The organism is Klebsiella sp. MBT K-1 (assembly GCF_002556465.1).
Lineage (GTDB): Bacteria > Pseudomonadota > Gammaproteobacteria > Enterobacterales > Enterobacteriaceae > Klebsiella > Klebsiella grimontii.
This window is the reverse complement of sequence record NZ_PDEL01000009.1, coordinates 72,057-84,470: the sequence shown is the minus strand read 5'-3', so window position 1 is coordinate 84,470 and position 12,414 is coordinate 72,057. Positions and strand designations below refer to the sequence as shown.

General features: G+C 56.3%; 12 protein-coding genes. 11 read left to right on the top strand and 1 reads right to left on the bottom strand.

Annotated elements, in window-relative coordinates:
- Positions 1-38 precede the first annotated feature (38 nt).
- From rhtA to ybiO, 6 genes are all read left to right on the top strand, one after another.
- The gene (rhtA, locus tag CMQ96_RS15065; protein ID WP_024360124.1) at positions 39-926 is read left to right on the top strand and encodes a threonine/homoserine exporter RhtA; all 888 of its coding nucleotides are present in this window, start codon (positions 39-41) and stop codon (positions 924-926) included.
- A gap of 221 nt (positions 927-1,147) precedes the next feature.
- Entirely contained in the window at positions 1,148-1,651 is a 504-nt protein-coding gene (gene dps, locus CMQ96_RS15060) for a DNA starvation/stationary phase protection protein Dps (protein WP_004130751.1), read from the top strand.
- 375 nt (positions 1,652-2,026) lie between these two features.
- The gene (gene glnH, locus CMQ96_RS15055) at positions 2,027-2,773 is read left to right on the top strand and encodes a glutamine ABC transporter substrate-binding protein GlnH (protein WP_004135178.1); all 747 of its coding nucleotides are present in this window, start codon (positions 2,027-2,029) and stop codon (positions 2,771-2,773) included.
- A 134-nt stretch (positions 2,774-2,907) separates the two neighbouring features.
- The gene (gene glnP, locus CMQ96_RS15050; protein WP_004100490.1) at positions 2,908-3,567 is read left to right on the top strand and encodes a glutamine ABC transporter permease GlnP; all 660 of its coding nucleotides are present in this window, start codon (positions 2,908-2,910) and stop codon (positions 3,565-3,567) included.
- A complete protein-coding gene (gene glnQ, locus CMQ96_RS15045) occupies positions 3,564-4,286 on the top strand; it encodes a glutamine ABC transporter ATP-binding protein GlnQ (protein ID WP_004849106.1) in 723 nt (240 codons plus the stop codon). Before glnP ends, glnQ begins: the two co-directional genes overlap by 4 nt.
- A gap of 109 nt (positions 4,287-4,395) precedes the next feature.
- Positions 4,396-6,606, top strand: a complete 2,211-nt coding sequence (gene ybiO, locus CMQ96_RS15040) for a mechanosensitive channel protein (protein WP_098066986.1) — start codon at positions 4,396-4,398, stop codon at positions 6,604-6,606.
- On the opposite strand, the gene rlmF is transcribed toward ybiO, so the two are convergent.
- Positions 6,601-7,515: a 23S rRNA (adenine(1618)-N(6))-methyltransferase RlmF gene (gene rlmF, locus CMQ96_RS15035; protein WP_024360126.1), complete on the bottom strand. Its 915-nt coding sequence runs from the start codon at positions 7,513-7,515 to the stop codon at positions 6,601-6,603. The genes ybiO and rlmF overlap by 6 nt on opposite strands.
- A gap of 95 nt (positions 7,516-7,610) precedes the next feature.
- Between rlmF and CMQ96_RS15030 the strand changes: the two genes are divergently transcribed.
- The 5 genes from CMQ96_RS15030 (at position 7,611) to ybiJ (ending at position 12,414) form a co-directional block, all read left to right on the top strand.
- Complete coding sequence (locus tag CMQ96_RS15030) at positions 7,611-8,225, top strand: flavin reductase family protein (protein WP_049130076.1); 615 nt, start codon at positions 7,611-7,613, stop codon at positions 8,223-8,225.
- Between the two features lie 296 nt (positions 8,226-8,521).
- The gene (locus CMQ96_RS15025) at positions 8,522-10,810 is read left to right on the top strand and encodes a catecholate siderophore receptor Fiu (RefSeq protein ID WP_082237398.1); all 2,289 of its coding nucleotides are present in this window, start codon (positions 8,522-8,524) and stop codon (positions 10,808-10,810) included.
- A 45-nt stretch (positions 10,811-10,855) separates the two neighbouring features.
- Positions 10,856-11,533, top strand: a complete 678-nt coding sequence (gene ybiX, locus CMQ96_RS15020; protein WP_004135195.1) for a PKHD-type hydroxylase YbiX — start codon at positions 10,856-10,858, stop codon at positions 11,531-11,533.
- A gap of 68 nt (positions 11,534-11,601) precedes the next feature.
- The gene (locus tag CMQ96_RS15015) at positions 11,602-11,868 is read left to right on the top strand and encodes a DksA/TraR family C4-type zinc finger protein (RefSeq protein WP_004130731.1); all 267 of its coding nucleotides are present in this window, start codon (positions 11,602-11,604) and stop codon (positions 11,866-11,868) included.
- 285 nt (positions 11,869-12,153) lie between these two features.
- Positions 12,154-12,414, top strand: coding sequence for a DUF1471 family protein YbiJ (ybiJ, locus tag CMQ96_RS15010; RefSeq protein ID WP_004130722.1), 261 nt, complete (start codon positions 12,154-12,156; stop codon positions 12,412-12,414).

Below are 12,414 nucleotides of genomic sequence, written 5' to 3'. Positions count from 1 at the left end.
AACCTTTACCGCATTTGACAAAATTGACAGGAGAAAGGATGCCCGGCTCGTCTCGTAAGGTACCGGCATGGTTGCCGATACTGGTTATTTTAATCGCCATGATTTCCATTCAGAGCGGCGCCTCGCTGGCCAAATCACTCTTCCCGCTGGTCGGCGCCCCAGGCGTTACCGCCCTGCGCCTGGCGCTCGGTACCTTAATCCTGGTGGTCATCTTCAAACCCTGGCGCCTGCGCTTTGCCCCGGAGCAGCGTCTGCCGCTGCTGCTGTATGGCCTCTCGCTTGGCGCGATGAACTACCTGTTCTATTTATCGATTCAACGCATTCCGCTCGGCGTCGCCGTCGCGCTGGAGTTTACCGGGCCGCTGGCGGTAGCGCTATTTGGATCCCGCCGCCCCCTCGACTTCGTCTGGGTGGCGCTGGCGGTGCTCGGGCTATGGTTCCTGCTGCCGCTGGGGCAAAGCGTGTCGCAGATCGATCCCGTTGGCGCGCTGCTGGCGCTCGGCGCGGGCGCCTGCTGGGCGGTTTACATTCTGACCGGCCAGCGCGCCGGGGAAGAGCACGGCCCGGCAACGGTTGCCATGGGGTCGCTGATCGCCGCGGTGGTCTTTGTGCCGATGGGGATGATTCAGGCCAGCGATACGCTATTTCAGTGGGGGCTGCTGCTGCCGGGGCTCGGGATCGCCATTTTATCTACCGCGCTGCCCTACTCTCTGGAGATGGTGGCCCTGACCCGTATGCCGAGCAAGACGTTCGGCACCCTGATGAGCATGGAGCCGGCTCTCGCCGCGCTTTCCGGGATGGTGTTTCTTGGCGAAACGCTAACCGCGACCCAAACGCTGGCGCTGGGGGCGATTATCCTGGCGTCAATGGGCTCTACGCTGACAATGCGTCGGGAAACCAAAATCCAGAAGGTCGACATCAGCTAACTAAAAAAGGGCTGATTGGCGGAAAAACCAATCAACCCCCTTTGATTTATAAAGCATTTCACCCGACTAACAGCCCTGCACTATCAGACCGATAGAGACTACCGCCGCTGCAAAGCTCAGATCCGTTGCTATACTTAATTCCGCAAGTTATTGGGATGAGACGCTCCGAATAATTCGAATTTGAAGTATGACGAGTACATATATCAAGAGGATATGACACTATGAGTACCGCAAAACTGGTTAAAACTAAAGCAACGAATCTGCTCTATACCCGTAACGACGTCGCTGATAGCGCTAAGAAGGCGACCGTTGAGCTGCTGAATCGCCAGGTGATCCAGTTCATTGACCTGTCTTTGATTACCAAACAGGCTCACTGGAATATGCGCGGTGCAAACTTTATTGCCGTTCATGAGATGCTGGACGGCTTCCGCACTGCGCTCGTCGACCACCTTGATACGATGGCAGAACGTGCCGTACAGCTTGGTGGCGTAGCGCTGGGTACCACTCAGGTCATCAACAGCAAAAGCCCGCTGAAAAGCTACCCGCTGGATATCCATAGCGTCCAGGACCATCTGAAAGAGCTGGCCGACCGCTATGCCATCGTCGCCAACGATGTGCGTAAAGCCATCGATGAAGCCAAAGATGAAGACACCGCTGATATCTTCACCGCCGCTTCCCGCGACCTGGATAAATTCCTGTGGTTCATCGAAGCCAATATCGAGTAACGCTAACTGCCGTCAGCCACGCTGGCGGCTTTTTTTATTTATTTCCTTCCCCCCGCCACGCACCACCTCAGTGCATGAGAATGTTCAAAATACGTGCAAAAGTAAATCAATTGTAATAATCACCTCACACAATCGTTACGCCGAGATTGTTTTAACATCAGGGTTTGCGCTAAAAATGCTCGTGTTATGCGATGCTCTTATGATGCACCAAAGTAACGCCCCACATTGGTGCATTTAACGTTGTCCGTTATCAACATTGTGCAACAGGATTCATCCTGATTGTTATAAAACAACAGGTTGTAAAACTGGCATGATATTTTCATAAGGCAACTTGTTCTCGCAGGGGATCGTCCCGTGGATAAAAAAGGAAATGCTATGAAGTCTGTATTTAAAGTTTCACTGGCTGCACTGACCCTGGCTTTTGCGGTTTCTTCTCACGCCGCTGATAAAAAACTGGTTGTCGCGACCGATACGGCGTTTGTTCCGTTCGAATTTAAGCAGGGCGATAAGTATGTTGGTTTCGACGTTGACCTGTGGGCAGCGATTGCAAAAGAGCTGAAGCTCGATTACACCCTGAAGCCAATGGACTTCAGCGGCATTATTCCGGCGCTGCAAACCAAAAACATCGACCTTGCGCTGGCGGGGATCACCATCACCGACGAGCGTAAAAAAGCCATCGACTTCTCAGACGGCTACTACAAAAGCGGCCTGCTGGTCATGGTCAACGCCAATAACAACGATATTAAGGATGTCAAAGATCTGAACGGTAAAGTGGTTGCCGTGAAAGGCGGCACCGGTTCCGTTGATTACGCAAAAGCGAATATCAAAACCAAAGATCTGCGCCAGTTCCCGAACATCGATAACGCCTATATGGAACTGGGCACCGGTCGTGCCGATGCGGTTCTGCACGATACGCCAAACATCCTTTACTTCATCAAAACGGCGGGCAACGGCAAGTTCAAAGCGGTAGGCGACTCGCTGGAAGCGCAAAACTACGGTATCGCCTTCCCGAAAGGCAGCGACGAGCTGCGCGAAAAAGTGAACGGCGCGCTGAAAACGCTGCGTGAGAACGGCACCTACAACGAAATTTATAAAAAATGGTTCGGTACTGAACCCAAATAATAATTAGCGATGCTCTCTTCCAGGCCTGCGGTGGTCTGGTAGACCTGGAGCGCTCCGGGCTACCCCCTCAGCAGGCCTGAATAGTTTTCTCAGAGGGTTTTCCTCTGTTTTCGAGACGGTAACAGGAACACATTATGCAGTTTGACTGGAGTGCCATCTGGCCCGCCATTCCTATTTTGCTGGAAGGCGCCAAAATGACGCTGTGGATTTCGGTCCTCGGCCTGGTCGGCGGTCTGATAATCGGTCTGGTGGCCGGTTTCGCCCGCTGTTTCGGCGGCTGGATTGCCAACCACATCGCGCTGGTCTTTATCGAAATCATCCGCGGCACCCCGATTGTGGTGCAGGTGATGTTCATCTACTTCGCTCTACCCATGGCGTTTAGCGATTTACGTATCGACCCGTTCTCCGCGGCGGTGGTCACCATTATGATCAACTCCGGCGCCTATATTGCGGAAATCACCCGCGGCGCGGTGCTGTCGATCCATAAAGGCTTTCGCGAAGCCGGCCTCGCGCTGGGCCTCTCTCGTCGGGAAACCATTCGCTACGTGATCCTGCCGCTGGCGCTGCGCCGTATGCTGCCACCGCTGGGCAACCAGTGGATTATCAGCATCAAAGATACTTCGCTGTTTATCGTCATCGGCGTGGCCGAACTGACCCGCCAGGGCCAGGAAATTATTGCCGGTAACTTCCGCGCGCTGGAAATCTGGAGCGCCGTTGCGGTTATCTATCTGATCATCACCCTGGTGCTGAGCTTTGTTCTGCGTCGTCTTGAAAGAAGGATGAAAATCCTGTGATTGAATTTAAAAACGTTTCCAAGCACTTTGGCCCAACCAAGGTGCTGCATGATATCGATCTGAAGATCAACCAGGGCGAAGTCGTGGTGATTATCGGGCCGTCCGGTTCCGGTAAATCGACCCTGCTGCGCTGTATTAATAAACTTGAAGAGATTACCAGCGGCGATCTGATCGTCGACGGCCTGAAGGTTAATGACCCGAAGGTTGACGAGCGCCTGATTCGCCAGGAAGCCGGGATGGTGTTCCAGCAGTTTTATCTGTTCCCGCACCTGACGGCGCTGGAAAACGTGATGTTTGGCCCGCTGCGCGTGCGCGGCGCCAATAAAGCGGCGGCGGAAAAACTGGCGAAAGACCTGCTGGAGAAAGTCGGCCTCGCGGAACGCGCGCACCACTACCCTTCTGAGCTTTCAGGCGGGCAGCAGCAGCGCGTGGCCATTGCCCGGGCGCTGGCGGTGAAACCGAAAATGATGCTGTTTGATGAGCCCACTTCCGCGCTTGACCCCGAACTGCGTCATGAAGTGCTGAAGGTAATGCAGGATCTGGCCGAAGAAGGCATGACCATGGTTATCGTTACCCATGAAATCGGCTTCGCCGAGAAAGTGGCTTCGCGCCTGATCTTTATCGATAAAGGGCGCATTGCGGAAGATGGCGATCCGCAGATGCTGGTGAATAACCCGCCCAGCCCGCGCCTGCGCGAGTTTTTGCAGCACGTAGCCTGATGCCTCCGGCTCTCCCTTCGCGGGAGAGCCGCTTTCCAGAATCATCCCAACCCCACTCTCCGAATCGCGTCTTCTATACTTATTGGTTTGAGATGCAATGGAGGTGCCTGTGCCGCGGATTTTGTTACTGCTTGCCCTATTCTTCACCGCTCCGCTCTGGGCCGCGACGCTGCCCGGCGTTCCGGCAGCCACAACGGATCAGTCCAGCAGTAGCGAACCCGATCTGGCGCAGAAGAAAGCGGCCTACGGCGCGCTGGCCGACGTGCTTGAAAACGCCGATGCTCGTCAGGAGCTTATCGATCAGTTGCGGAAAGCCGCCGCCACGCCGCCGCCGGACAGTACGCTGACGCTGACGCCGCCGGAAATAAAAGATGAGACCACGGTGCTGGAGAACGTCACCCACATCAGCCGCGAATACGGCGAACAGCTCTCTTCGCGCTTCTCCCAGCTGTGGCGCAACATCACCGGTTCTCCGCACAAAGCGTTTAATTCACAAACCTTCACCAGCGCCGCCTGGCATTTCCTGCTGCTGGCAGGTCTGGTATTTGCGTTCTGGTGGCTGGTACGCCTGGCGGCCCTGCCGCTGTATCGCAAGATGGGTCACTGGGGACGGCATAAAAACCGCGACCGCAGCAACTGGCTTCAGCTACCTGCAACGATCGCCGGCGCGTTTATTTTCGACCTGCTTCTGCTGGCGCTCACCCTCTTCGTGGGCCAGCTTTTAAGCGACCGCCTGAACGGTAATAATCCCACCATCGCCTTCCAGCAAAGCCTGTTTCTCAACGCCTTCGCGCTGATTGAATTTTTCAAGGCCATTCTGCGGCTCATTTTCTGCCCCCGCATCCCGGAGCTACGCCCGTTCAACCTCAGCGATGACGCGGCGAAATACTGGAACCTGCGCCTGAGCGCGCTGAGCAGCCTGATTGGCTACGGGCTCATCGTCGCGGTGCCGATTATCTCCAACCAGGTCAACGTCCAGTTTGGCGCATTGGCCAACGTGGTGATTATGCTGTGCATTACGCTCTGGGCGCTGTATCTGATATTTCACAATAAGAAATTGATTACTCAAGGACTCATCCATCTCGCCGACCGCTCGCTGGCATTCTTTAGCCTGTTTATCCGCGCCTTTGCGCTGATCTGGCACTGGCTGGCCTGCGCTTACTTTATCGTGCTGTTTTTCTTCTCGCTGTTCGACCCCGGCAACAGCCTGAAATTTATGATGGGCGCGACGCTGCGCAGCCTGGCCATCATCGGTGCCGCCGCGCTGGTCTCCGGTATTCTGTCGCGCTGGATTGCGAAAACCATCACCCTGTCGCCGGAAACCCAGCGCAACTATCCTGAACTGCAAAAACGGCTTAACGGCTGGATCTCCGCCTCGCTGAAAGCGGCGCGGATATTAACGGTTTGCGTGGCGATTATGCTGCTGCTCAGCGCGTGGGGCCTGTTCGATTTTTGGCAGTGGATGCATAACGGCAGCGGGCAAAAAGCGGTGGATGTGCTGATCCGCATCGCGCTGATCCTGTTCTTCTCGGCGATTGGCTGGACGCTGCTCGCCAGCCTGATTGAAAACCGTCTGGCATCGGATATTCACGGCCGCCCGCTGCCCAGCGCCCGCGCCCGAACGCTGCTGACGCTGTTTCGCAACGCGCTGGCGGTCGTCATTAGCACCATTACTATCATGATCCTGCTTTCGGAAGTGGGTGTGAATATCGCCCCGCTGCTGGCCGGCGCCGGCGCGCTGGGCCTCGCGATTTCGTTCGGCGCGCAAACCCTGGTTAAAGATATTATTACCGGGATTTTCATCCAGTTTGAGAACGGCATGAATACCGGCGATCTGGTGACCATCGGGCCGTTAACCGGGACGGTAGAACGTATGTCGATTCGTTCCGTCGGCGTACGCCAGGATACCGGCGCCTATCATATTATTCCGTGGTCTTCGATAACCACCTTCGCCAACTTCGTGCGCGGGATCGGCTCGGTGGTGGCCAACTATGATGTTGACCGGCAAGAAGATCTGGATAAGGCCAACCAGGCGCTGAAAGACGCGGTCGCGGAAGTGATGGCGCAGGAAGAGATTCGCGGGCTGATCATTGGCGAGCCCTCCTTCGCCGGGCTGGTGGGCTTAAGCAACACTGCCTTCACCCTGCGCGTCACCTTTACTACTCTGCCGCTGAAGCAGTGGACGGTCCGCTTCGCTCTTGATACTCAGGTAAAACGACACTTTGACCTCGCGGGCGTGCGGGCGCCGGTACAAACTTACCAGGTTCTGCCGATGCCAGCGCCGGCGGGACCGCCGGCTCCCGCCGAGCCGACGTTATAAAGCGCGGCGACGTTTGGCTTCGTCCATAAAGGTCCAGGCGATAAAGCGGCTTTGCTTATTCCCCTGGGCCATCTCTTTTTTCACCACTTTCACCGCGCCGACGTCGGTCAGCGCGCGGTAGAGCGGCGGCAGGTTGTCGCCGCGAGACACCAGCGAGGTAAACCACTTCACCTGACGGCCAAACTGCTGGCTCTCCTGAATCATCTGCGTAATAAACGCGACCTCGCCCCCTTCGCACCACAGCTCCTGCTGCTGGCCGCCAAAGTTCAGCACGCTCTCTTCGCCCAGCCCCAGGTTGCGACGCTTACGCTCACCGCCCGCCTGCGCGCTGGCGGCGGAATCATGGAACGGCGGGTTGCACAGGGTTGCGTCGTAGGTCTCATTTTTATGAATAATGCCGGTCAGAATCGCTTTGGCGTCTTTTTGACGACGCAGGCGGATCTGGCGAGTAAGGCCGGGATTGCCGTTGACGATAGCCTGGGCGCTGGCGAAGGCGTCGGCGTTCACTTCGCTGCCGGTGAAGCGCCAGCCGTACTCATGCACGCCGATCAGCGGATAGATGCAGTTTGCGCCAACGCCAATATCGAGAATGCTGGCGTTGGCCGGGATGGTCCCGCTATCCAGCGCCAGCAGATCGGCGAGATGATGGAGGTAGTCCGCCCTGCCCGGCACCGGCGGGCAGAGAAAGCCGTCGGGTATATCCCAGTGTTTCACCGCGTAGAAGTGCGCCAGCAGCGCTTTATTCAGCGCCTTCACCGCCAGCGGGTTAGCGAAGTCGATGGTCTGCTCACCCACCGGGTTAAGGGTGATAAAGCCCTGTAGCTCAGGGTGGGCCTGGCACAGCGCGGGCAGGTCGTAGCGTTGTTGGTGACGGTTACGCGGGTGTAACCCCGGTTTCTGGGCTTTCATGGCAATCTCCTTTGAACAGCCGCGTAAGATACCCGTTGACGGCGGCGCGGTAAATAAGTGAGTCTGGATATCTCTTTTTTTGTCACGGGTATCGTATGTACTTCTACCAACCTTCGCACGGACACGGGCTGCCTCACGACCCGCTGAACGCTATTATCGGGCCGCGGCCCATCGGCTGGATAGCTTCCGTTGATAACAGCGGCCAGCGTAACCTCGCCCCCTACAGTTTTTTCAACTGCTTTAACTATCGGCCACCCATTATTGGTTTTGCCAGCAGCGGTTGGAAAGATAGCGTGCAGAATATCGCTGAGACGAAAGAGTTCGTCTGGAACCTGGCCACCCGCCCTCTGGCGGTCGCGATGAACGAAACCTCGGCCACCCTTCCCCATAACGAAGATGAATTCATCCGCGCCGGGCTGACTGCCGCTCCCAGCCGCATCGTCAGCGCGCCGCGGATCGCAGAAAGCCCGGTAAACTTCGAGTGTCGCCTCTCACAATGCATCCAGTTAACCACCGCCGAAGGGCAAGCGGTTGACACCTGGCTGGTGCTGGGCGAAGTGGTCGCGGTGCATATCGATGAATCGCTGCTGGATGACGGAATTTACCAGACCGCCAAGGCCCAACCAATCCTGCGCGCCGGAGGGCCAAGCGCCTATTACGGCATTGATGAAAGCCTGCGTTTTGATCTTATTCGTCCGGACGCCCGCTAAGCGTACTTCCCGGCCGGCAATATCTCCGTTGCCCAGGCCGGGCTGCTGATTTCCGTATCCCCGCCTTAAGCTACCCCTCCCCGTGCGCTTTATGTAGAAAAATTGCGGTCAATGTAAATAAATGTATTTATTTTTTTATAAATGAGTGATAAAAATTCGTTCGTTTTTGATAATGATTATCACAATCATTATCAAACTCATTACTTTGTATAGAAATCACCTGCAGTGGTCGGGGCGAAGCAACGCTTCGTCTGCGGTCGTTATGGCCTAATTAAAACGATAAGTCACTTATTGAAATGGAAAAAAATAACAATTTGCCGTTCAGCAGTTTTAACTCGCTCACGCTCTTCACTGGCTTATGCCTGAGTCTTTCTCCGTCCGGCCAGCTACTTGCAGCGGATAGCACTGAAAATACTAGCGGCGAAACGCTGGTGGTCGAAGCGCAGACGCCATCGCTTTACGCGCCGACTCGCTCCGCCGATCCAAAATTTTCACGGCCGATCGCCGACACCACGCGAACGGTTACCGTGGTTTCTGAGCAGGTGATGAAGGATCAGGGGGTCACTAACCTTACCGACGCGCTGAAAAACGTCCCCGGCGTCGGCGCTTTCTTTGCTGGCGAAAACGGCAACTCGACCACCGGCGACGCCATTTACATGCGCGGTGCGGACACCTCCAACAGCATTTACGTCGACGGTATCCGCGATATTGGCAGCGTCAGCCGCGATACGTTTAATACCGAACAGGTCGAAGTCATCAAGGGGCCGTCAGGCTCCGACTATGGGCGCAGTGCGCCGACCGGCTCGATCAATATGATCAGCAAACAGCCGCGCCTCGATTCCGGTATCGACGCCTCCGCCAGCGCTGGCAGCGCCTGGTTCCGACGCGGCACGCTGGATATTAACCAGGCCATTGGCGAAACCAGCGCGGTGCGTCTGAATCTGATGGGCGAGAAAACCCACGACGCGGGCCGGGACAAGGTGAAAAACGAGCGTTACGGCGTCGCGCCATCGGCGGCATTTGGTCTCGGCACCGAGAACCGCCTGTACCTTAACTATCTGCACGTGACCCAGCACAACACCCCCGACGGCGGCATTCCTACCATCGGGCTGCCGGGCTATTCCGCTCCCAACGCCGGCACCTCGGCGCTGAATCACTCCGGCAAGGTCGCCACCAGCAACTTCTACGGCACCGATTCCGACTACGATGATTCCACAACCGATACCGTGACGATGCGTTTCGAGCACGACCTGAGCGACACCACGACGATCCGCAACACCACCCGCTGGTCTCGCGTGAAGCAGGATTATCTGATGACCGCGGTGATGGGCGGAGCGTCAAACATTTCCCAGCCAAACCCTGACGATGTGGGCACCTGGACCTGGTCGCGCCTGGCGAATACCAAAGACATCAGCAACAAGATCCTGACCAACCAGACTAACCTGACGTCGACGTTCTACACCGGCGCTATCGGTCATGACGTCAGCACCGGCGTGGAATTCACCCGTGAAACCCAGACCAACTACGGGGTCTATCCGCTCACGCCTCCGGCGGTGAATATTTACCATCCGAATAGCGACATCTCCATCGGCGGCCTGAACCGCAGCGGCGCCAACGCTAACGGGCAGACGGATACCTTCGGCGTCTATGCTTTCGATACCCTGCAAATTTCCCAGGACTTCGAACTTAACGGCGGGATCCGTCTGGACAATTACCAGACCAAATATGATAGCGCCAGCCTGTGCGGCGGTACCGGACGCGGCGCCATTGCCTGCCCGACGGGGGTCGCGAAAAATACCCCGCTCACCACCGTCGATACCTCAACCAGCGGTAACCTGGTGAACTGGAAGGCCGGCGCGCTGTACCACCTGACCGATAACGGCAATCTCTACGTCAACTACGCCGTTTCCCAGCAGCCGCCGGGAGGCAGCAACTTTACCCTCGCGCAAAGCGGCACCGGCAGCAGCGCCAACCGAACCGACTTTAAACCGCAGAAGGCCAAAACCAGCGAGCTCGGCACCAAGTGGGAGCTGATGGATAAACGCCTGCTGCTGACCGCCGCCCTCTTCCGCACCGATATTGAAAACGAAGTCGAGCAGAACGACGACGGCAGCTATTCGCAGTATGGTAAGAAACGCGTTGAAGGCTATGAGATTTCGCTGGCCGGTAACATCACTCCTGACTGGCAGGTTATCGGCGGCTATACCCAACAGCATGCCAGCGTTCGTGAAGGCGCGAACACCGCCCAGGATGGCACCAGCGCGCTGCCGTATACGCCAGAGCACGCGTTTACCCTCTGGAGCCAGTACCAGGCCACCGATGCGATCGCCGTCGGCGCCGGCGCGCGATACGTCGGCAGCATGCATCGCGGCAGCGACGGCGCGGTCGGCACGCCTTCTTATACCGAAGGCTACTGGGTGGCCGATGCTAAAGTCGGTTACCGCATTAACCGCAATCTCGACCTGCAGCTGAACGTCTACAACCTGTTTGATACCGACTACGTCGCCTCGATTAACAAGAGCGGCTACCGTTATCACCCGGGCGAGCCGCGGACCTTCCTGCTTACCGCCAATATCCATTTCTGATCCACGGCGGGGCGGCAACGCCCCGTTTTCTCAGGAGATAAAACGATGATGTACCATATTCCCGCCGTTCTCACCCCTCAGGAAGTGGACGATTTTACCGCTCAGCTTCAGCAGGCGGAATGGGTTGACGGGCGCGTGACGACCGGCGACCAGGGCGCTCAGGTCAAACATAACCAGCAGGTGGACACCCGCAGCAACCTCTACGCCGAGCTTCAGGGCAACGTGCTGGCGGCGCTGAACCGCAGTTCGCTTTTTTTTGCCGCCGCGCTGCCGAAGGCGATTTCCAGCCCGCTGTTCAACCGCTACCAGCAGAGCGAAACTTACGGTTTCCACGTCGACGGCGCGGTGCGCAGCCAGGCGCAGGGCGGCTGGATGCGCACCGATCTTTCCGCCACCCTGTTTTTAAGCGCTCCGGAAAGTTATGCAGGCGGTGAGCTGGTCGTCAACGACACCTACGGGCAGCACGCGGTTAAGCTCCCGGCCGGGGACCTGGTGCTCTACCCTTCGAGCAGCCTGCACTGCGTCACCCCGGTGACCTCAGGCGTCCGCGTCGCCTCGTTCTTATGGATTCAGTCAATGATCCGTGACGATAAACGCCGCAGTATGCTGTTTGAACTGGATGGCAATATTCAGAAATTAAAAAGCCGCCACGGCGAAAGCGACGAAGTGCTGTCTCTGCTTAATCTGTACCATAACCTGCTGCGCGAATGGTCAGAGATCTGAGCCTTGTCTGGTCATCTTTTACCCCCATATTCTCTATACTAAAGAGAGAAGAGATAGCGAGGTGAACTATGGCATCAGGTTGGGCAAATGATGACGCGGTGCAGGAACAGATCGACAGCACCATCAACGACGCGATAGCCCGGGCGCGAAATGAGCTGTCATCGGGCGAAAGCAACAAATTTTGTGAAGAATGCGGAGAGCCGATTCCTGAGGCGCGCCGACGGGCGGTGGCGGGAGTCAAATACTGCGTTAAATGCCAACAGGAGAAAGATTTACATAACAATACATTTTCGGGATATAATCGCAGAGGATCCAAAGATAGCCAGCTTCGCTGACCGATATTTACCGTTCATTACCGCATATCGCATTAACTTTTCGCGCACGATTTTTGGCAAACGGAGTGGCAAAATGTGCCCTTCCAGCCCGCTGAACGCCGTCCCAACCGGTTTCGCCGCCATCGGCTAAAATAATTTATTAATATTCAATAAATTAATAATCATTCAAAAAATTAGATTGAGATTGTTAATTTCCTTCGATTTTATCTCCCGCCAAAAACCGTGATACTTATCACATCGACGGAACATCGTCCCCTATACAGAACAACCTGCGAGAGATTAATTATGAAAAACATCAAATACGCTGCTGCCGCTATCGCCCTGTCCGCTCTGTCTTTCGGCGCGTTCGCCGCTCAGCCGGTCACATCGGCTCAGGCAGAGAGCATGAACAAAATCGGTGTGGTTTCTGCTGAAGGCGCGACGACGCTGGATGGACTGGAAGCCAAACTGGCTGAAAAAGCAGAGGCCGCTGGCGCGACCGGCTATAGCATTACCTCCGCTAACAGCAACAACAAACTGAGCGGTACCGCGGTTATCTACAAATAA

What these genes read in the sequence shown, in the direction of transcription:
- dps (WP_004130751.1), top strand. Translation starts at nt 1,148, where the DNA reads ATGAGTACCGCAAAACTGGTTAAAACTAAAGCAACGAATCTGCTCTAT.
- ybiJ (WP_004130722.1), top strand. Translation starts at nt 12,154, where the DNA reads ATGAAAAACATCAAATACGCTGCTGCCGCTATCGCCCTGTCCGCTCTG.
- CMQ96_RS15025 (WP_082237398.1), top strand. Translation starts at nt 8,522, where the DNA reads ATGGAAAAAAATAACAATTTGCCGTTCAGCAGTTTTAACTCGCTCACG.
- glnP (WP_004100490.1), top strand. Translation starts at nt 2,908, where the DNA reads ATGCAGTTTGACTGGAGTGCCATCTGGCCCGCCATTCCTATTTTGCTG.
- CMQ96_RS15030 (WP_049130076.1), top strand. Translation starts at nt 7,611, where the DNA reads ATGTACTTCTACCAACCTTCGCACGGACACGGGCTGCCTCACGACCCG.
- rlmF (WP_024360126.1), bottom strand. Translation starts at nt 7,515, where the DNA reads ATGAAAGCCCAGAAACCGGGGTTACACCCGCGTAACCGTCACCAACAA.
- ybiX (WP_004135195.1), top strand. Translation starts at nt 10,856, where the DNA reads ATGATGTACCATATTCCCGCCGTTCTCACCCCTCAGGAAGTGGACGAT.
- CMQ96_RS15015 (WP_004130731.1), top strand. Translation starts at nt 11,602, where the DNA reads ATGGCATCAGGTTGGGCAAATGATGACGCGGTGCAGGAACAGATCGAC.
- rhtA (WP_024360124.1), top strand. Translation starts at nt 39, where the DNA reads ATGCCCGGCTCGTCTCGTAAGGTACCGGCATGGTTGCCGATACTGGTT.
- glnH (WP_004135178.1), top strand. Translation starts at nt 2,027, where the DNA reads ATGAAGTCTGTATTTAAAGTTTCACTGGCTGCACTGACCCTGGCTTTT.